Source organism: Sinorhizobium terangae, from assembly GCF_029714365.1.
GTDB lineage: Bacteria > Pseudomonadota > Alphaproteobacteria > Rhizobiales > Rhizobiaceae > Sinorhizobium > Sinorhizobium terangae.
In genome coordinates this window covers 273,327-293,507 of record NZ_CP121661.1, presented here as the reverse complement: position 1 = coordinate 293,507, position 20,181 = coordinate 273,327, and the positions used below count along the sequence as shown (strand labels likewise).

Sequence of the window (20,181 nt, the reverse complement as noted above, 5' to 3'; positions counted from 1 at the left end):
GAATGGGAGGCGATGCGAGCAGGTCCATGGGTAGCGCGTAAGAGGTCAATCTCACTGCGCCAGGTTTACTGCGCATTCAACACGAGTTGAGGATCGTCGCCGAGCTGAAGCAACCAGTTGGAGCCAAACTGAATGAACAAAGCGATTTCTAAAGTCACCTGCGTGGGCGCTGGCTTGATCGGCTCAGGCTGGGCGGCACACTTCATGCGGAGTGGCCTGGATGTGACTGTCCACGATCAGTCCGCTGGCCGCGAAGCCTATTTGAGGGAGTCATTAGACAGAGCGATGCCGTCTTTACAGGAGCTTGGGCTGGCACCCGGCGCATCGCCATCCCGCGTAAAGTTCACGACGGATCTTGAGGAAGCGCTCTCGGATTGCCAGTTCGTCCAAGAGAGCGCCACGGAAGACGCCGATGCCAAGATCGCTTTGATTTCGCAGATCGACAACTTAGCGCCAGCCGAAGCTGTTATTGCTTCGAGTTCGTCTGGTTTTCTTGCGGCCGATCTGAGGCGCAACGCGAAGCACAGGGAGCGGATTATTATCGGCCATCCATTCAACCCTCCTTATCTTGTTCCGCTCGTGGAATTGGCGGGGGGTGATGTGGCGAAGCAGGCGATTTCTATCGCAACCGAATTCTATAAGACTACAGGTTGCGAAGTCGTCGAACTGGTACGAGAAATCGACGGCTACATCGGTAACCGGATCCAGTTTGCCGTTTTCCGTGAAGTTCTCTACTTATTCTCGCAGGGTGTAGCGGATCTCGAGGCAATCGACAGAGCGATCGTAGCCGGCCCGGCTATCAGATGGGCTGTGATAGGCCCCTCCTCGGTATTCTATCTCGGAGCTCGCGATCCTTCCCTATACCAGGAGTTCGTCGATCTGCTCGCGCATGAGATGGAAAGCGGCTACACGGCTCCTGCGTCCTTCAAGGCGGACAAGGCTCTGATGAACGCTTACGCCGATCAAGTGTGCCGAGGTATCGGCGCTGAAGGCCAGAGTAAACTGGTCGCTCTGAGAAACGAAGGGATCGCCAAAATCAGGCTGCTTCTTGAGGACGTCAGGAAGCATAATGGTGGCGCCCAATGAGTTGGGTAGTAACCTGGGAGGGAAAGGTCGAACGCGACTGGATCGACGAGCTCGATCACGTCAACTTTCTACAGTACCAGCGCGTGGCTGATATGGCCTCGCTGGATATCTGGAAGCGGGCGAACGACTCGCTGGCGAGCAAGCTCGAATTTGTGATGACGGAAACCCACGTTCGTTATTTGCGAGAGTTGCGTCTCGGAATGAGTGTAGAGGTAGTTTCAGCGTTGGTTGCTTTCGACAACAAGAGATTTCAGCTGCTCCACCACATCAGAAGTGGCGAGGAATTGATGTGCAGTGTCGAGACGCTCAACTTGTGTTTTGACCCCGACAGCCGCAAGGTGGCGAACTTCAACGAAGATATCACCCGCCACTTTTTGTCCTGGCCAACTCCGTCGGCGGACGTCGTGCCGAAGCTCTCGATAACACGCAAGCAAGAATAGCTGATCAGACGATGCGTGGTGGCGGTGCTGCGCTGCCTCGTTCTTGTGCTCTAAAGACAATTAAAGCGATGCGTACCTTTAATCAGCTATCAGCCTTGGCCCATGGGGGCGGGCTCAGGGCATCGAGGCTGACGGGCAGGTCAGACGGATGTGCGGGAGAATGGTGGCGTGCGGAGCTTGTGCACGAGGCCAATGCGCCAAAGGAAAATAAAAGGGCTAAAACCTGAAGGATTCAGCCCTTTTATTTCCCGGGTTCAGTTGCCTTATCAGTAGGCCGAGCCTGATGAGTCATTCAGATTGTGGCGCTCTGTGCCCTTGAGTGGCGGGTTGAAGACGCTGACGAGGATCAGGTCCTGGTCGCGACCGCCGCGCAAATAGTGCTGGTCATGTTTGTCGAGCACATAGATGTCGCCCTTGCGGATCGGGAAGACATTGCCTTCCATGTCCTCAACCTCACCCTCTCCATCGATGCAGTAGCAAGCCTCGAGATGGTTGCGGTATTCAAGCAGCGAAACCGTGTTTGCCCTGACTACCGTGTGGCAGACGGTAAAGCCCATGCCGTCCTTTTCCGTCAGCAGGCGATGGCTGGTACCGCTGCCCCACTCGACAAAGCAATCAGTGGCTTCGACATCTTGCAGGCTGCGCACGAACATGGCGTTCTCCTCGGATTAAAAAAATTGACAGTTGCGGTAACGCGAGTGCAGAATGATCGCGATGCCTCTCCCTTATCTGCTTGATTTTCAGAGCGAACAAATGATGATTCCTAACCGGATAGTTTAGGAGTGTTTACATATGCTGCCGCCCCTCGGTGCCTTGCGCGTGTTCGAGGCCGCCGCCCGTCTCGCAAGCTTTTCGCGCGCCGCCGACGAGCTGCATGTAACCCATGCTGCGGTGAGCCATCAGATCCGGCAGTTGGAGGAATGGTTCGGCCGCCCTCTGTTTTTGCGAGAAAAGCGCGGCGTCCGCCTCGCCTCGGAAGCGGAACGGCTCGCGGAAGCGCTTTGTGCAAGCTTCAACCGCATTGCCGCTGAAGCAGAAGCCTTGAGACGCAGGACGAAATCGGAGATCACCGTCGCCTGCATTCCCTCGATCGCAACACGCTGGTTGATCCCGGCACTTAGCAATTTCCTCGCCACTCATGCCGACATCATGGTCAAGGTAGTCTATGCCATGGCAGAGCAGCGTTTGCGCGAAACCGGCTGCGATGTGCTCATCACACTCGGCGCGGACACGTCGGACGGTGTTCTTTGCACGCGGCTATTTTCCCGGGTGAACAAACCCGTTGCGAGCCCGCGCTATCTAGAAGGAAAAAGCGATCTGACGAGTGCCGAACAGATTGCAACAGCGGACCTCCTGCACGACGAGACAATCACTCATTGGGAGCAATGGTTCTCGAAAGCTGGCCTCCTGCCAGGTCGAGCGCCAACAGGTCCGGTTTTCCAGGACTTCAATCTGCTCGCGACCGCCGCCATTGCCGGGCACGGCGTTGCGCTTTGTCCGGTCGAGGTCTGCAGGCGGGAAATCCAAAACGGCGATCTCATCGTCCTCTCGGATATCTCAGTTCTTGACACCGAAAGCTATTTCTTGATCAGCAAGGCTTCACGCCAGAAGGCGGTGGCTGCCTTCTGCGATTGGTTCCGACAGGTCGTCGATCCGGCAACGGGCTGAGTTTGTACGCTCCGCTGGACTAAGCACCGGCCCGGCTCGGTGGCCAGCGACCTCGTGAGAGCCCGCAAGCTGGAGACTGCGCCACCGATCTAGCGGTTGCCCAGGGGACGTGCCCTCCGAAGATGCACCTTTTGGGGGGTTGTGACGCAATCTGGCACCGCAGCGAGGGTCGCGCCACGGGCTCGAGGACTACCTTGAGATGAAGTACCTCTGCATGGGTGCGCTGCCCGCCCGAAGACATTGGCGGGCCATGGGGATATCAGCAATTCCTCGAAGTGCTTGCCGACCCCCAGCACGAGCGCCACGACGACCTCGTCAAATGGTGGGGCAGTGACCAGTTCGATCCCAACCACATCGACAAGCCGGCGATCGAACAGGCACTCCGCGCACTCGCGAAAAATGGACCAGAAAAATCCGCGCCAAAGCATAGCGCGTCCGCTGCGGCTCACGCCGGAGGGTTACTTAACTGGTTGAGGCAGCTTTTGCGGCTGGTGCTCGTCTGTCTGTTCGGGGGAGCGAACCCGCACGCCGCTTAAGTTCACGGCCGACCCATTAGTCTCGGTCGAAACCAACACTGATCCGCTGGCGCCCGGCCTTAGACCCCCATCCAGCCGTTGCGTGATCAATAGCCTGGGTGAAACCGGTCACGATTCGAGAGCTGTTCAGCCTGTGCCGATTCCGAAATACCGCGTATGGGCGACGTCGAGGATGCGATTGACCAAGCTTGAGAAGCTGTGCCCGGCCGTCTTCGCGGCCAGGACATAGGAGGCGCCCATAGCAAGTGACGGATCGTGGTTGATCTCCAAGACAAAGGGCTGGCCGGAGCGATCGATCCGCAGGTCGACGCGAGCGAAATCCCGACACTGGCAGGCATGGAAGGTCGCAACCGATATCTCCTGCAGCATTGTCGTAAGATTGCTTCCGAGTCGCGCCGGGCAAATCCTCTGCGCCGCCGCCATCCGTCTCTTGTCTTTCCACCTGGCAGTATGCGTTTCGCGATCGCCGAAGTCTTTCTCCACAAGAGGCAATACCTCAAGCTCTCCGTTTCCGAGCAGCGCGACGGTGATCTCTCGCCCCTCGATGTATTCTTCCACGAGAGCATCCTGCGCAGACTGAGTGACGGTCACTTCCACGGCTTGCCTCAATTGAGCGGGCTCATATACGAACAGCAATCCGCGGCTGTTGTATTCGCGACTCGGCTTCACTACTACTGGGAATCGTAGGTCGCCGGTGCTCTCCGTGCCGCGACGCATCAGGCGAAAGTTCGGCGTTGGCACGCCGGCATCACGGATAAGCCTCTTCGTGATGACCTTGTCGAGCGCCAGCCCACACCCGAGTGGGCTGGATCCGGTGTACGGCACGCCGGCCATCTCGAGCATGGCCGGAACATGGCTGGAAGGGCATTCCCCCTGAATTCCGGTCGCCTTGACGAAGACGATTCCCGAGGGGCGGGCTTGCGAATCGGGGGGCATGAACCGTTCGAGCGCAGCGAGCAGTCCTTTATCGCCTTCGCACAGCAGCGTCTGGTGGCCGCCCTCTTGCAATGCCGCCACCACGCTTTCGACCTCCTCGCGGTCGTCGACTTCGGGATTAGGGTGACCGAACCGATTGATCACACCCGTATTGTCATGGTTCCACACGACGGCTACCCGCATGAGCTACTCCTTGGATGTTTGCTCCGATCACGTTTATACGCTCGGATTTGGTTGACCGAGGGGAACAGCAGTCTGGACCCCCCGCCCTGCCTGTCCGGCCGGCCACCGTCGTAATAATCTGTTCCGTAACTACGTTCTCCGTCGGCCAGGGACGTGAGGGGACGCAGATTGTTCCAGTTCGCCAAGGGCCGGAAATGGTGTGATCGACCAACAGATTAAATCGACGGCACGCTGAAGTATCGCCGTGGTCTGAGCACGGCTTGGTGAAACGGCGATAACCTGTCCGATCGTGTCTCGGTGATCGCCTTTCCTGACGATCGGCATCCTGGGTTCGACATACAATTTGACCTCGGCGACACCTGATACCGCAGCCGCCCGGCTGTCCCCATCGATCCAATCGAGGATGCCGTCGCGATCAGGAAGAAGGTACCGCGCGGCAGCAGTCTCTGAATGCCTCCTGCGCAAATCGCATTTGTCGCCGATGACAAGCTTGATGTGCTCGGTGACGAGATCAACACCGTAAGCCAGCTGAACTAATTGAGAGCCGCCAGCAATACGCGGATTTACCTCAATGACGACTGGGCCACGCCTCGTCCATCGGAATTGAATATTCGTTGGCCCCCAGCCAAGACCGAGAGCTCGCAAACAGCTCAGCGAAACATCGGCGATACGTTTATATTCGTCATCAGTCAGCGGGGCCGGATGGATGCACTCACGACCGACGAAATAGGGTGGATGCCCGAAGTCTACGGCGGCAACCCCAATGACCTCATTTCCCATAAAGCTAGCACCATAGTATGGGCCTTGTGCGAATTCTTCGACCAGTATCCTCGGAGAAGCCAGCCATTTGTGCTTCCCACCCAACAGATAGGTCGTGTGTTCGGTCAACTCATCGACACTGCTGCACAATCGGACACCGATGCTACCGTAGCCGACGGCTGGCTTAAGAACCACCGGCAGCCCGATCTCCGCGGCAGAGCTTTCGACGTCCATCGCATTCGTTGCTAAGCGGTAAGCAGGCATTGGTACGCCGGCCTCCGCAAGGAGCTGACGTTGAACGAATTTGTCGCAGCATCGTTCAATCGATGTGGGGTTCGGTCCGGGTAGATCGAAATGCCGGCAGAGCTTGCCAACCGTTGCATAGACCTCCTCCGCAGCGCTCGTAATGCCAGCAATGTCATAGGTTGCACGTAGCCGGGAACATTCGTAGATCAGCGTATCCAGATTATCTGTATCGACACGGATTGCCTCAATTCCTTCGGTCGCAAGATAGTCGTTCCGAGCTGGATCAGCCGACAGAATAATTGGATGAAGACCAAGACGCTGGGCCGCTTGGATGTACAGCGGACCATTGCTCGAAGTCCCGTCAATCATGATGAGCGCTCTTCTTTTCATCGGTGTTAACCCTTCTTGGTGTGCTGTGCGGCGATCCGAAGGTAGATGAGCAGCGGCTTTTTTCAGCTGTGCCCCACCGCAGGACTTCGCTGTGAAGGTACCACTGTCAGCGATCGGCGTTGATGAAGATCCTATGAATTTAGTTGAAGGATCCGTTGCAACTTTTGGCTTTCAATAGAATTCTGCGCCAACGGTCACGGGCGGGCGTTTGATTAATTTCGAGAACGGGCATTTGTTTTGAAAAGGAGCGTTGGATTGTCACCTAATGTGAGCACCAAGCGTACAACATAATCAACGAAGTCCCTGCGACGGCTGCAACCATCCCGCCGAGGTCGCTGAGAGTACGATTTCGACACATGTGCCATAATCTGCTCGGATAACATTGCGAAACCACGAGGAATTGACGAATGCCGCCCTCCAGGTCCGCATTTCGGCGGGGGAACAGTTCCACGGTGACAGTTCTGGAAACGTGGATAGGGGGTGCTCGTTTACGACGACGGTAGCCGGTGATGCGCCGCAGAATATAGCCGCGCGCTTTTTTGCGGGCATACCGCTTGATCTTACTCAGGCTGACGAGCCCACCACTAAGCTGCTCGCGAGTGCGCCAATGTTCGGCGACATTGATATTATCCATTACCAGGCGCCTGGTGCGGGGATTTTGGGCAGATCGCCCCTCTTCTTCCGATGCCGGAAATAGCGTAATCGACCAACTAATCGACCCGACTGCACGCCGAAGTGCCGCCGGTCTGACCATGGCTGGGTAAAGCGGCGATGACATGTCGATCGTGTCCGGGTAATTACTCTTCCGGACTGTCATGGTCTTGGGCTTGACATTAACCTCGGCGACACCTGATAGAGTGTGGCGAGGAGACCCCCGTCTGGCGTAGGGTATTAGCGGTCGGATATCAGTCGTGCAGATTGTGAGCCGAATTGAGCTTCTATGCCTGCGCCTGATTCTGGAACTTCTCTGTTCGGCGTCTTGAGGTCAAGCGCTGTCGAGCCTTCCACTTTCACCGATTTTGAGGTCGGTCACGGAGACTCGCTTCTCTCCAGGATCGGGGTTTTGCCCCTCCCATTATGGGGTCAGTAGAATGAAGTTGAACAATCTCAGACGCGTCCTGGTAAATTCCGATCGGTACAAGTTCCATACCGGACTTACTTCATCGTCCCGTGAAGCACCTCTTTCCACCGGCGGGTGGAGTCTAGTCGTCTAAAGTACTCAGGCCTTAGGGCCAGTCCTTGGTTCTTTGACCACTGGAATTCTGTGCCATTACCCACATGCGATGCGTGATCACAGCCAGTCGGCGTGCCAAAGTCACAATTGCCCTTTTGATGGGCGCGACGTTGGCGATATTCATCGGCCACGCCTTAAGCCAGGACCATTTTTGAACACGATCAGCATGACTTGAGCGGCTTCATAGAGCAGCGCTCCCATCATTGTGTCACCACATAGGGAAATCCGGCCGACGCGATTGCTCTCACCACATTGGTTCATCACCGGGGTCGGCCCTAACGCAGGGCCAACGGCTTTGAAGTTTTCAAAGCGCCCTCGTATGTCGATCGTGCTGACAAAGCCCAAAGCGACAACGGGCCTAACGCCCCGGAATGGCCATCAAGCGTCGGCAGGTCACATCCTCAGGAACGATGGAGAGCACCTTTCGGTGCAGAACTTCGAAGCTCTCGTAAAGCCTACTGTCGGGTTTGTCGCGTCCGCGACGCGGTGGTGGTTGAGGGTGGCTACTCGTGCATGTCGTTAAGCGACTGGCCCGACATGCAGAAAATCGTCTGAGGTTCATTTCGGCAAGTTGGCACGAAAATTGAGTGTAGTCATTGCTCATATTGGTGAGATCACGACCGATGAAGCGAAGGAAAGGATTATGTCAAGTCTGCCTCAGCTAAGTCGCGCGCACGAAAAGGGCATCGACTTTGCCGGCCGCCGGCAGCGCCGCGGAATAGGCATGGACGTTGAATGTCTGCATGGCATCTACCGCATCGGCCGTGCTGCGGGCTTAGTCGAGCGACTGAGCCGCAGTCTGATGTGCCTTTGTTCGGCAGCTCGCCACGAAAACGGGAGTGCCGGCCTACTTCTAGGCGAACATCAGAGCGGCTGGTACCTGACAATGATCGGCGCCGCTCAAGATATTGGGCGCGGCAAGAGCGTGCTGCAGATCGAGAATCCTTTGAAACTGCGGCTCTGCGGTTGGATCGTGTCACACATATTGCCTCCCAGATCGAACGCCAGTTGAAGGAGCATTTCGACCTGTGCATGCTCGCGGCTCGTTTCGTTATGGAATCCGCCGACGTTTTGCCTGTCCTCGTGCGCGTCGGCAAAGGGGGGTTTGCCGCCCAAGAGCGCCGACGCGCTCCAGATCGTTGGTCGCAACCTCGGCACCATCCCGGAGTGTCTCCGTATCTGGGGCATCCGGGGAACGGCTGGATCTCGACGGTAAACAAATGCGGGCCCCTTCTGTGATGCGGATACAGCAAGCATCTCCAGCATGCCTAGCAGTACTACTGAATCTAGTCCGACACGCTCAGCAACTTCTCGGAACTATCATTACAATCCTTGTTTCGGGCGCATCTGAGTCGGCACGGCGTTCCCGAATCCAACAGTATGCCGTTGGCTGGAAAAACCAATAGCTGGGAGATGATGATACTTTTATCAGGGAAACCCAGCCGAAAGTTGCAGCGCAGATACCTGCGCAACCGCTTTCAATCCCGAGGGCGAGGACTAGGCTGATGAAGCCACTGGTCCTGATTTGTTCAGAGGATCCCGAATTCTACCTCAACTTCAGCCACGTCCTGGAGGTGGACGGCTTCGCAAGCGATCTGGCTGCCAGCGTGGAGGAAGCGATCCGGCAGGTCACTGAGCGGGAGCCGCAAGCCGTTGTACTTGATTGCCAACCGACCAACGCTGTAGGGCCGACTATCTGTGCACGCATCAAAAGCGAGTTGCGGACTAGCGCTCTGCCCGTAGTCGCGTTGATCGCACCAGGCGCCGAGCACCAGCATCTCGATCTGCTAAAGGCCGGCATTGACGAAAGCTTTGTGCGACCCATCGCTCCAGCCAAGCTGCTCGCCTACTTGCGCGCGCAGCTGGCGATTGCGCGGCTGGGCCTCGACGGGGGCGAGAACGGCCGGCTGCTGATCTGGGGTGACCTGGAAATGCGGCTCGCCAGCCATCAGATACGCTGCTGCAATGGCCAACGAGTCCATCTGAGCTCGATCGAGTTCAACCTGCTGCGTTATTTGATCGAGAACCGCGGCAAGGTGTGCAGCCGCGGCGAGTTGATCGAGGCGGCCTGGCCAGACAACATCCATGTCGACGCGCGGACCGTCGATGTCCATATAAGCCGAATCAGAAAGGCCCTTAGTAGCGTGGCGGCCCACAATTGCATTCAAACCGTACGTTCCGCCGGCTATGCCTTAGAACAGGAGGAAACCTGACGCGTCTGTCGCCACAGAAACCCTGTGAAACTATCGCTTACTGCAATGGGCACACTCGGTAAGCTTTGATATCCAGCCCGCGTCCTAGAAAAACGCTGTGTTACGTCGGCTGGAGTGGGAAGCGGTTGGTGCGAGCTCTGGTTTTCATTTAGACTCGATGTTGGTCGTCTCCGGTGTAATATCCCGCCCTTTCGTCTGCATAGGGACTGTTTGTGTTCTCTAATGGTGCTGGATGTAGAGCGACAATCTGGCTGAGATTCTGGTGTCGCGGTTGTCGGCGACGGTATCATCGTGATTGTCGCTAGCAAGGGCTTCGTTGGGTTCTAATTGTCGCGCAGCGTCAATTTCGGCGGCGTTTCTGATTGTCGCGAAGGAAGCCGGCCTGCCGCGTTGACGTTTTGCTTCCATCGCGGACCGACGCCGGTAGCTTTCGACATTAATCTCAAAGATGGTCGCGTGGTGGACGAGACGATCGACGGCGGCGAGTGTCATGGCGGGATCGGGGAAGACCCTGTTCCATTCGCCGAAGGGCTGGTTGGCGGTGATCATGATCGATCGGCGCTCGTCGCGCGCGGAGATGAGCTCGAAGAGCACGCTCGTTTCCGCGGGTCCTTGGTCACCACCTGGTCGTGTTTGCCGCTGGCATGCGCACGCCCTCTTTGGAGCGTCATCAGATGCGTGCCGCCGATAAAGAGGTCAAGACGCTCGTCGTATAGGCGCACGCGCAGCCGGTGCCCGATGAGCCGTGACGGCACGGTGTAAAAGACCTTGCGCAAGGTGACGCCGCCGCTGCGCGAGACCCGCACGACAACCTCCTCAAAATCGCTGGCGCGTTCCCGGCTGCAGCGCCGCCCGCTCGGCGTCGATGCGCTTGCCATAGCGGGCATTACGCCGGCTGACGATCTCATCGATGAAGCCGCGATAGGCATCGAGATCGTCGAAGTCACGGGTGCCGAGTAGCAACAGGGCATCGCGGATCGCATTCTTGAGGTGGCCATGCGGGCTCTCAATCGCACCGTTCTCGTGGGCAATGCCCTTGTTGTTGCGGGTCGGCGTCATCCGGTAGTGCGCGCAAAGCTCTGCGTAGCGCCGCGTCAGGTCCTCCTTGGCATCGCAATCGAGATTGCGGAAGGCTGCCGACAGGCTGTCGCTGCGATGGTAAAGCGGCGCGCCGCCAAGAAACCAGAGAGCGTTCTGCAGCCCTTCGGCCAGCGCCACGAAGCTTTCACCACCGAGGACGACATGGGCGTGTTCGAAGCCGGAATAGGCGAGTCGGAAGTGATAAAGCAGGTGATCGAGCGGCTGGCCTGCGATCGTGATCCCCAGTTCGTTCATGTTGGTGAAGTCGGAAAGCCCCAGTCGGCCGGGCTCATGAACCTGGCGAAAGATGACTTCCTGCTCGTCGCCATTGATGGCCCGCCAGGCACGGATCCGCCGTTCCATTGTCCGGCGAACGCCTTCGCTGAGGTCAGGATGGCGGCGCAACATCTCCTCGAAGACGGCGACCGGGCGGATGCCAGGTGCCGCCTTCAGCAGCGGAACGACCTCGGCATCGAAAATGTCGGCGAGCGGGTCGGGACGCCGGCGGCCGCGCGGCGTCTTCACTTGTGATGGCAGTTGCGCGTTCTTCTCGATGCGATAGGCGGTTGCTCTGCTGAGCGACGCCTTCGCCGCAGCGACCTCAACCCTGTGCTCTTGTCGTAAGTTCATGAAAAGCCTCATCTCATGATCGGTTATGTGACAACCTGGCACAAAGGTGGTTCCCCGTTCTTCGAAGAACCCAACGTACCGGTCGAACCGCAATCACCAGATGAATCGGCGCGGCAGCAGCGGTAGAACTCCGTTCGGGCTACGCCCTCTCTGCGTTCCACCGCTGCTGCCGAGTCTCATCTTGATTGACGCTTCGTCTCATCTTGGTTGTCGCGCTGCAGCTGGGTGAAATGAGAACTTGCCCCGATCGAAATCAGGAACTGACCCCTCTCTCATGAGAGGACGAATGAATGACGATTGAGATCCGGTGAGTCCTGCATTGTCGCGTGATTGCCATGCCTTTGCCCGTTACTGCGGCTTCACGCTGCGTCTGCGCCCCCTTTTCCACCAGCGGCCGAGCGATGGACCTTCGCGGTGGTACTGTCGATCATCTGCATGTCGCATGGACTGGCCGCGACCAGGGCCGAAAACAGTTTCTGCCACAGGCGCGGCCGGCCCAACGATGAAAGCGGTTGTAAATCGTGGTTGGTGGGCCATAGACGGCCGGGCAATCCTGCCAACGGCAGCCGACCCGCAACACATGCACAATGCCGCTGATGACCCGGCGGTCATCGACCCGGCGCGCACCGGGCCGGTTCTTCGGCAGAAGCGGTTCGATAACGGACCATTGCTGATCGCTCAGCCAGAATTCGCTTCCCATGCTCAACTCCGTTATTTCGGAATAGAATCATGGAAATCAAACACTATCAATAGGCTGATTGCGTTTTAACCCTAGTGCTACGCCGCTTCCAGTCAGGCGAGGTCGACTACATGGGCGGCATCTCCAAGTGTAGTGACCGGCGGATGCGGACCCTGTTCTAAGCTCTTTGAGACCGCAAACGCCCGTTGATGCGAAAGGCGCGGATTGCTCTCGCCCGACGGCTGGCCATCATCATGCATGCAATGCTGCAGCACGACATCGACTTCAAAGCCGCGTAGCTGCCAGTCGCCCAGATAGGAGACCGAAACGAGCTCCCGAGCGGAGAGACGCCCCAAGGAGGGCTGGATGGCGCAGATTCTGTAGCATGCGGCCAGCCAGAGCGGCCTACTACGCTTTCAACACAGCCGATCCAAACCGAGCTTACCCGATCAAGTGCCACCTCAGCACGCAGAGGACGCAGGCACCCGAAAGTGTCGACAACGCCCATAAGCGAGCCGCCGGCCTTGACCAACAAAGAACACAATCGAATCGAACTGTATGCCGAACTTCTGATAGTCTCCATCACCACATCGCTGTTCACGCTTGGATTGGAAAAGGCAACCATACTTTTTCCGCCACGGCCTCATTTGGGCAGCTGTCTGGAGCAGCACCCCGTTCGAGATCAGCTTCGGTCCGTGGTCTGAGCGATCACACAGGATACCCACGCCGCATAGCCACCAGGCTGATCATTGCCTGGCCGCCCCAGCCATGAGACAGGTTGAACTGGCGTCTTCGCCCATGAAGCTTTGACCGAGTAAGTTTCACCAATGTGTTGCCGGCACCGCCCCCTCAGGCATCTCGAATGAGATACTTATCAAGCTTGCTCGCCAGGACGCTTACATGCGGCGGAGCTACCATCGTGTAGTGGTCACCCGGCACCCTGTGAATATCCAAGCATCCCCTGGCGAATTGCTTCCATCCGAGATCGCCATTATGCTGATTGGTGGATATGCGGAGCCCCTTCTCGGCCGTAAAAAGAACGGACCTGCTGTTGTTGAGTCGAGGCGTATATTCATGTAGAGCAATTCGATTTGCCTCAGCAACTGCCAGGATATGGTTGAGTTGCGTTTCGCCCACCTCCGTAATGTTGCCTGCCTGCGCTCCAAAATCAAGCAAGGCAGTGACCTGACGCTCACGGTCGACTAACTTCAACTTTTTCCAATGTTTCGTCAGCGCGGGGAAGAGCATGCTCAAGATTACAACTCGCTCGCTCAGCCAATCAGGAATGCGCCTGTTGCCTAACAAGGAATGACGGGTTGTGTGCTCTTCCTGCGTGTGAAGCGCTTTGGTGTCTAGCAATCCAAGTATTGCTATCTCCTCACCAGCATCGCGTAATTGACAGGCCATTTCCCAAGCAATGCTGCCGCCCATGGAGAAGCCGACAAGCTGATAAGGTCCGCGTTCTTGTACGCACTTAATGGCATCAATATATTCCCGCGCCATCTCCGGAATGCTCAGATGAGGACTCGCCTCTCCGTGCAGACCGCGTGCCTGTAGGCCGTACAGTGGCTGCTCCGCGCCCAGTGCTTTGGCAAGAGGCGTGTAGGCGAGTACATGTCCGCCAAATGGATGCGGACAAAACAATGGTGTACGCAAGCCGCTGGTTTGTATCGGCACCAATGCGCTAGAAGCCGCGCTTCTCGCGGACTTCGACAGGGCTATCGCGAGCGCTCTTGGCGTCTGGTGTTCCAGCAGAAGAGAAACAGCCACTTTCTCATCCGTAAGCTGCTCGATGCAATTGATGACGCTCAACGCACTTAAAGAATCGCCACCAAGATCAAAGAAACTGTCCGTCGGGGTAACGTTATCTAATCCCAATACGTCCCGGTAGACCGCCGCGATTTGGTGGTACAAAGCCGCGTCGGCAGGTATGTCAGCCCCAATTGAACTCAGTGCTTCTTCGGACCCAGCCGGTTTGACAGAGATGTCCTCGGTATTTGACCGACCCGACTCCATATTTTCGCTGTGCTCATTGGCGGCCGCCGTATGCCAGTATCGTTTGCGATCAAAGGGATAAGGGGGTAGTGGGATACGCTGCGGGGGGTGGTGGTGGTTCAGTGCATACCAATCAATGTCAACGCCGCTGGTCCAAAGGTCGCCCAGCGTCTGTAACAGTCTCGCGTGATCTCCTTGACCATGATCGCCCCCCGGCAAGGCTGAAAATGCGACGGGGCTACGCAGGTCGCCGCGTGATTTAAACTGCCTTGAATATCTGGTCAACGCTGCGCCCGGTCCCATCTCTATAAATAATTCGTGACCCGACTGCACCAGCCGGTCGAAGGCCAAACGAAACTGAACTGTCTCGCGCAGATTGCGGACCCAGTAGTCAGCAACCGGCACGTCCGCTTTAAGCCAGTCACCTGTCACCGTTGACATGAAAGGTACTTGCGGCGCATGAAATTCGATCTGTTCCGCATGAACCCTAAGCTCCGGCAGGATTGGATCCAGCAAGGCTGAATGCACGGCATGACTTGCGCGTATTCGTTTGCTCGCGATAGACTTCGCCTTTAGCCGCTCCTGAAACGCTGCGATCTCGGGCGCGGCCCCCGAAACAACGCACTGACGCGGCCCGTTTATGGCCGCGAGGGATAGACTTTCACTCCAATGAGGCTGGAGTTCGTCGGGGGACAGGCCGACTGCGACAATGGCGCCGGCGGGCACACGGGAGCTTAGCCGTCCCCTTATCAATGTCAGCCGGATGGCATCTGGTAGTGAAATAATGCCCGCTATGTGAGCGGCCGCATATTCTCCGATGCTATGGCCAATCACAGCCGCAGGGAAAATGCCCCACGACATGAAAAGCTTCGCCATTGCATATTGTGTAGCAAAAATGACGGTCTGTATTACTGCTTCCAGCTCGGCTTCGGATTTTGATTCCCCGTAAAGCAGCGCGCGAAAATCAATATGCGCGAGTTCCTCAATCCACCTTGCGCATTCATCGATTGCGCTGCGGAATACCGGCTCTTGTTCATAGATCTCCCGACCCATTCCAACCTGCTGCCCGCCCTGCCCGGAGAACATGAACACGGTGGGGTGCTCACTGCCTGGCACCTCTCGCGACGAGCTCTCCTGCAATCTCGCCTGATCGAGTTGGTCGGCCAGCTCCGCCAGATCGGATCCCACGAAACTTACGCGATATCTGAGGGCGCCTCGCCCCTTTTGCAGAGTGTATGCGATATTTGCTGCGTTGCGCTGCATGTTGCTTCGCCGCATCAAGTCGGCGAGTTGCCGAAGCATTTCGTTCAGAGACGATCTACTCGCCCCCGATACCGGAAATACGTGCAGCCTCCGACCGCTTTGCTCCCCAGTCCGCGGTGGGGCCTCCTCAAGTATAGCATGCGCGTTCGTGCCCCCAATGCCAAATGAGCTGACTCCGCCACGCCGTGGCTTTTCACCCCTTGGCCAAGCTGTGCACGTCTTGTTCACGAACAGCGGGCTCTCCTGAAAGTTGATATTCGGATTGGGCTCATGAAGATGCAGGCTGGCAGGAATGATGCCCTTGTCCAGCATCATGGCGAGCTTGATCAAACCCGTTACACCCGCGGCGGTGTCAAGATGACCTATATTTGTCTTCACCGAACCCGTTGCGCAAAATTGTTTCCTCCAGGTGTGGGAACGGAAAGCCTTGGTCAGGCCGGAGATTTCGATGGGGTCTCCAAGGTAGGTTCCCGTACCATGCGCCTCCACATAACCGATCGTGTCCGCAGAGACGTCAGCATCGATGAGAGCAGCTTGAATCACCGCAGCCTGTCCGTCGGCGCTGGGGGCGGTAAAGCCTACTTTGGCGGCGCCATCATTGTTGACGGCCGTCCCCTTTATGACTGCCCAGATATAGTCGCCGTCTCTACGGGCATCGCTCAGCCGTTTGAGAACGACGACCGCAGCTCCACTGCCTCTCACCGTTCCTTGTGCTTTAGAATCGAACGCTCGGCAGTGCCCGTCAGGAGACAAGATGTGGCCTTGCTGATGGAGGTAGCCTTTTCCATGGGGAAGGGAAATTGATGCGCCGCCTGCCAATGCCATGTCGCAATCGTTGCAGCGCAGGCTCTGACAAGCCAGGTGGACAGCAACCAGCGAAGTGGAGCAGGCCGTCTGAACTGACAAGCAAGGCCCGGTCAAGTTGAGCTTATAAGCGATTCGTGTCGCTGTGAAATCGCAGCCATTGAGAATGTGAACCTGCAGTTTTTCTGAATCCAGCAAGTTTTGGCCTTCCTCGCGATCAGCCAGATAGTGATTGGCGCCCACGCCCGCAAAAACGCCAACGCGACACTCCCTGCCACGCGATCCATATCCGGCGTGGTCGAGGGCTTGGTACGCTGTTTCCAACAGAATTCTCTGTTGCGGATCCATCCACGTTGCTTCCTTAGGCGAGATGCCGAAGAAGGCTGCATCGAACAGGTCAACTCCGCTGATAATGCCTTCGCGCCTCACGTAGTTTTGCTTGTTAAAAGTGTCGGGATCGACGCCGGCATTTCGCAATGTCTGTTCATCCAGATCCGAGATAGATTCTGTACCATCGACCAGATTAGTCCAGAAATGATCGACATCCTCCGCGCCCGGGAATCTGCCCGCCATACCGATGATCGCAACAGCATCCCGCTCGTTGTCGGGCTCGTTCGTGCTTGCGGTCAAGGCAATCGGTATCTCCGAATCTTGAGCAGGGCGATGACCAGCTGAAATAGTGCCCAAATGCGCAGCGAGCGTTCTTATGGTGGGGTGCTGAAACAAATCCAGGATTTTATAGTCAACGCCTAAGCGTTCGTGGATGCGCGCCTGAACTTGGACGATCGCTATGGAATCTCCGCCAAGATCAAAGAAATTGTCTTCTGCCCCAACAACAGAGTCCAGCATCAGTACATCCTTCCAGATGTCAGCCAGTTCCGTCTGCAGTCTGCTCGAGGCTAAGATCGGCGTTTTTGATCTGGAGGTGCCTCTCGGCTCAGGAAGAGCGCGCCTATCGATCTTGCCGCTGCGGTTGGTCGGTATCTGCGGGAGGAATACGAATTGCGATGGGATCATGTGGCTTGGCATCAGGGCGCGCAGAAAGGCCTGAAGATCGTCGGCATTTTCCGACGCCTCGCTTCGGCTCACCACATAGGCTGTAAGGTTTGTATTTTCATTGGGATGGTCTCTCAGCGTAACGCAGCACGCCTCGACGTTTTCGTGCTCCATCAGGCACTGTTCAATTTCAGCAAGTTCAACACGCATGCCGCGGATCTTGACCTGTTCGTCCTTCCGCCCCAAGAACTCAATCGAGCCGTCTCTCCGATACCGGGCCCGATCCCCCGTCCTGTATAGCCTGGATTGAGGTTTATCATCGAACGGGTTTGGTCGGAAAAGTTCGCGTGTGAGTTCGTCGTGGTTGAGGTAGCCGCGAGCAACGCCGACTCCACCGATGTAAAGTTCACCGGCAGCGCCAACCGGTACCGGACTGCCGTACCGATCGAGAATGTAGGCCTGGGTGTTGATCGCGGGCCGCCCGATTGGCGGTTTCTGTCCATTACCCTTCACCTCTGTTCGTATGCAATAAACGGTCGTTTCTGTGGGCCCATAGGAATTGAAAATACGGCGGTTCTCACCCCATCGCTCGATGAGGCTCGACGGCAAGGGCTCTCCACCTGACTTGATTGTGGTGAGATCAGGAAGGTCAGTCGACGGCAAGGTGGTCCACGCTGTCGGAGTAAGGCCGGCAGCGGTGATGCGCTCACGGCGCATGAACTCGACAAGTTCTGCCCCCGGCAGCGACGCTGATGGGGGCGCCATACACAATTGACCGCCAGAAGATAGGGCTAACATGAAATCAAAGAGCGATGCATCAAATCCGCAGGAAGCGAACTGCAGTACTCGGCTATCTGGCATCAGTTGATAGGTCCGCCTTAGATCCTCCGCCATATTGCAGGCGCTGCGATGTTCAACCATCACGCCTTTCGGCTTACCCGTGGAACCTGACGTGTAGATTACATAAGCCAAATCCGAGGGGCCGGCGGGGCAGTGCGGAGGCGTTACGTCATGCAGAGAAATCTCCGCCTCGTCCTTGTCAAGGAGAACCAACGCGCATCTATTCGCACCTTTAGGGTTCAGTTCTGATTGGTCTTTCCCAAAAGGCAGTTCTGCAAGCTCCGTCTTGGTGATGACGGCAGTGGCACCAGCGTCTCGCACAATGAAGCGCAGGCGCTGGGCTGGGACGTGCGGATCGAGAGGGAGATAGACGGCCCCCGCTTTCAAAACCCCTAGAAAGCTGACAATGAGATCGCACGAACGCTCAACGAGAATGCCGACGACGTCTCCGAGGCGGACACCTTTTGAAATCAGATGATGGGCAATCCTGTTTGCCCTTTCCTCAAGCGCGGCATAGGTGAGCGCTTCCGATGAGCAGCTCACAGCGATATTATGTGGGTAAGTGGCAGCCTGCGCTTCGATCAGGTTGTGAAAGCAAATATCGGACGGGAAAGGTTCAGCCGTCTCGTTCCAATCCATTAGAATCTGGTGCTCTTCCTCCGGCGACAGAAGTCTATAGTCGCCTACCCGTCGCGTTGGTGCATCTGCAATCGCCTCGAGCAGCACACAATAGTGCTTCGCCAGTTGCTCAATGGTGCTGCTATCCCACAACGCAGCATTGTATACCACGTCAAGGCGGAGACCTTCTTCTCCGGCGAGGATTCGGAAATCAAGATCAATCCAGATTTCGGTCTCGCAAAATCGGATTTGTGCAGGCAAGCCAGAGAGATCGACGTCGCATCGCCTGAAGCCAAGAGAGCTTACCGCCTCCGGAGTGAAGTTGAAAACCGCTTGCGCGAGTGGATTGCGACCAGATACGCTGGGGAGCTTAAGTCTCTCCACCAGCAGGGGAAGAGGAAAATGCTCGTGCTTGCGCGCGCAGCGCATCAGCTGACGCACTTGTTGCAGGTGGTCGAGGAAGACGGGATTTCCGGAAAGACCCTGCCGTAGAGCGCCCATGGCCACAAAGTAGCCGAAAGTCCCCGAAAAAATTTCTGTCGGACGACCGAGGCGTGGCATGTACAGGGTGATGACGTCCTGGTCACTATAGCGATGCAGCAGGACGTAATAGGCAGCGAGCAGGACGGTAGCGAGCGTCACTTTTTCCTTGTGTGCAAGTCGCTCCAATCGCGCGACCAGCGGCATCTTAAAATCCAAGGAGAAAACTGATCCAGTGTGCGTCGCGAGCGCAGCTCGTGGCCTGTCTGTGGGAAGGGTGAGGTCGGGCTCGTGATCGACAAAGTGGCCGCGCCAGTAGGCCCACATACGTTCTCCGTCGTTACCGGCGAGGTGGCCTTCCTGCCAAGCTACGAAGTCATCGTAGGAAGCCGCAGCAGCCAGCCTTGGCATCTCCGTGTTGCCACAACACGCCTGATAGAGCCTGCCGAACTCATGCAGAAAGGTGCGGATGCTATAAGCGTCAGAAATGATGTGATGGAAATTAAGGAGGAGGATTTCTTCCGCGGCACTGCGAATGAACAGGTGCGCGCGAAATACCGGCCCCTGTTCCAGATCGAAAGGGGCGCGAGCTTCCGCAGCAATAGATTGCTGGAAATCGGGCTCGTTGACACTCTGCAGCGGAACGACTTCCAAGCTCAAGGTGACTGTCTCGTGGATGCGCTGAACGACGCGTCCGCCTTCCTGGTGAAAGGTTGTGCGCAGCATCTTGTGGCGATCAATCAAAAGCTGAAGCGCTCGACGCAAGGCAGTACGGTTGAACGTTGCCTTTATGCTCAGCTCGACCGGCAGGTTGTATTCGCTGCCGGTCGGCCTCTTTTGATGATGCAGCCAAAGGCCCATCTGCCCATACGACAACGGACGCGTAACATAATCCATTGCTTTGCTCCAGCCACTTGGTTGTCGGAGCATGATACAAGCTGTTGCTAAGACGTGGTTTGAATGTTCTGCGAATTATTTTTACATCTCCGTGAAGATTCAATCTTCCTACGTAAATGCGCGTTCGAAATTAGAAATTTACAGCATCTCTGATTCGATTGATGCAAAACAGAAGTGAACAAATGCCCAAAGAAATTGACGATTCTTC

The 20,181-nt window shown here is 56.8% G+C and carries 11 protein-coding genes and 5 pseudogenes; 7 read left to right on the top strand and 9 right to left on the bottom strand.

Going from position 1 to position 20,181, the window contains the following annotated elements; all coding sequences use genetic code 11:
- The first annotated feature begins 132 nt into the window (after positions 1-132).
- Positions 133-1,086 carry a 3-hydroxyacyl-CoA dehydrogenase NAD-binding domain-containing protein gene (locus QA637_RS29635; RefSeq protein ID WP_283067414.1) on the top strand — a complete coding sequence of 318 codons (954 nt, stop codon included), beginning with the start codon at positions 133-135 and terminating at the stop codon, positions 1,084-1,086.
- Positions 1,083-1,526, top strand: coding sequence for an acyl-CoA thioesterase (locus tag QA637_RS29630; RefSeq protein ID WP_283067412.1), 444 nt, complete (start codon positions 1,083-1,085; stop codon positions 1,524-1,526). The genes QA637_RS29635 and QA637_RS29630 overlap by 4 nt, the downstream gene beginning before the upstream one ends.
- Before the next feature lie 266 nt (positions 1,527-1,792).
- Here the strand turns inward: QA637_RS29630 and QA637_RS29625 are convergent, their stop codons facing one another.
- Entirely contained in the window at positions 1,793-2,179 is a 387-nt protein-coding gene (locus QA637_RS29625; RefSeq protein ID WP_283067411.1) for an ectoine synthase, read from the bottom strand.
- Positions 2,180-2,318: 139 nt separating this feature from the next.
- Between QA637_RS29625 and QA637_RS29620 the strand changes: the two genes are divergently transcribed.
- Both QA637_RS29620 and QA637_RS29615 read left to right on the top strand, forming a co-directional pair.
- On the top strand, positions 2,319-3,194 hold the full coding sequence (locus QA637_RS29620; RefSeq protein WP_283067410.1) for a LysR substrate-binding domain-containing protein: 876 nt from the start codon (positions 2,319-2,321) through the stop codon (positions 3,192-3,194).
- A 218-nt stretch (positions 3,195-3,412) separates the two neighbouring features.
- Positions 3,413-3,730: an IS1096 element passenger TnpR family protein gene (locus QA637_RS29615; RefSeq protein WP_346283792.1), complete on the top strand. Its 318-nt coding sequence runs from the start codon at positions 3,413-3,415 to the stop codon at positions 3,728-3,730.
- 126 nt (positions 3,731-3,856) lie between these two features.
- Here the strand turns inward: QA637_RS29615 and QA637_RS29610 are convergent, their stop codons facing one another.
- From QA637_RS29610 to QA637_RS29595, 4 genes and pseudogenes are all read right to left on the bottom strand, one after another.
- The gene (locus tag QA637_RS29610) at positions 3,857-4,750 is read right to left on the bottom strand and encodes a D-alanine--D-alanine ligase family protein (RefSeq protein ID WP_283067408.1); all 894 of its coding nucleotides are present in this window, start codon (positions 4,748-4,750) and stop codon (positions 3,857-3,859) included.
- Positions 4,751-4,978: 228 nt separating this feature from the next.
- Positions 4,979-6,244 carry an ATP-grasp domain-containing protein gene (locus QA637_RS29605; protein WP_283067407.1) on the bottom strand — a complete coding sequence of 422 codons (1,266 nt, stop codon included), beginning with the start codon at positions 6,242-6,244 and terminating at the stop codon, positions 4,979-4,981.
- Between the two features lie 262 nt (positions 6,245-6,506).
- Positions 6,507-6,878, bottom strand: a complete 372-nt coding sequence (locus QA637_RS29600; RefSeq protein WP_283067406.1) for a hypothetical protein — start codon at positions 6,876-6,878, stop codon at positions 6,507-6,509.
- A 608-nt stretch (positions 6,879-7,486) separates the two neighbouring features.
- Positions 7,487-7,935, bottom strand: a pseudogene (locus tag QA637_RS29595) (transposase); the annotation flags it as partial.
- 126 nt (positions 7,936-8,061) lie between these two features.
- Between QA637_RS29595 and QA637_RS29590 the strand changes: the two are divergent.
- Complete coding sequence (locus tag QA637_RS29590; RefSeq protein WP_283068071.1) at positions 8,062-8,490, top strand: hypothetical protein; 429 nt, start codon at positions 8,062-8,064, stop codon at positions 8,488-8,490.
- Between the two features lie 493 nt (positions 8,491-8,983).
- Positions 8,984-9,691, top strand: a complete 708-nt coding sequence (locus QA637_RS29585; RefSeq protein WP_283067404.1) for a response regulator transcription factor — start codon at positions 8,984-8,986, stop codon at positions 9,689-9,691.
- Positions 9,692-9,910: 219 nt separating this feature from the next.
- Here QA637_RS29585 and QA637_RS29580 read toward each other — a convergent pair.
- The 3 pseudogenes from QA637_RS29580 to QA637_RS29570 form a co-directional block, all read right to left on the bottom strand.
- Positions 9,911-10,294, bottom strand: a pseudogene (locus QA637_RS29580) (ATP-binding protein); the annotation flags it as partial.
- A gap of 26 nt (positions 10,295-10,320) precedes the next feature.
- Positions 10,321-11,443: pseudogene (gene istA, locus QA637_RS29575) on the bottom strand (IS21 family transposase); the annotation flags it as partial.
- 329 nt (positions 11,444-11,772) lie between these two features.
- Positions 11,773-12,101 (bottom strand): annotated as a pseudogene (locus tag QA637_RS29570) (IS5 family transposase); the annotation flags it as partial.
- A 65-nt stretch (positions 12,102-12,166) separates the two neighbouring features.
- Here QA637_RS29570 and QA637_RS29565 point away from each other — a divergent pair.
- Positions 12,167-12,379, top strand: a pseudogene (locus QA637_RS29565) (IS110 family transposase); the annotation flags it as partial.
- A gap of 550 nt (positions 12,380-12,929) precedes the next feature.
- Here the strand turns inward: QA637_RS29565 and QA637_RS29560 are convergent.
- Positions 12,930-19,973 (bottom strand): hybrid non-ribosomal peptide synthetase/type I polyketide synthase, encoded by a 7,044-nt coding sequence (locus tag QA637_RS29560; RefSeq protein ID WP_283068024.1) that lies wholly within the window; start codon positions 19,971-19,973, stop codon positions 12,930-12,932.
- Positions 19,974-20,181 lie beyond the last annotated feature (208 nt).

Coding starts and splice junctions, on each gene's coding strand:
- QA637_RS29600 (WP_283067406.1), bottom strand. CDS start 6,878: ATGGATAATATCAATGTCGCCGAACATTGGCGCACTCGCGAGCAGCTT.
- QA637_RS29625 (WP_283067411.1), bottom strand. CDS start 2,179: ATGTTCGTGCGCAGCCTGCAAGATGTCGAAGCCACTGATTGCTTTGTC.
- QA637_RS29620 (WP_283067410.1), top strand. CDS start 2,319: ATGCTGCCGCCCCTCGGTGCCTTGCGCGTGTTCGAGGCCGCCGCCCGT.
- QA637_RS29585 (WP_283067404.1), top strand. CDS start 8,984: ATGAAGCCACTGGTCCTGATTTGTTCAGAGGATCCCGAATTCTACCTC.
- QA637_RS29605 (WP_283067407.1), bottom strand. CDS start 6,244: ATGAAAAGAAGAGCGCTCATCATGATTGACGGGACTTCGAGCAATGGT.
- QA637_RS29635 (WP_283067414.1), top strand. CDS start 133: ATGAACAAAGCGATTTCTAAAGTCACCTGCGTGGGCGCTGGCTTGATC.
- QA637_RS29630 (WP_283067412.1), top strand. CDS start 1,083: ATGAGTTGGGTAGTAACCTGGGAGGGAAAGGTCGAACGCGACTGGATC.
- QA637_RS29560 (WP_283068024.1), bottom strand. CDS start 19,973: ATGGATTATGTTACGCGTCCGTTGTCGTATGGGCAGATGGGCCTTTGG.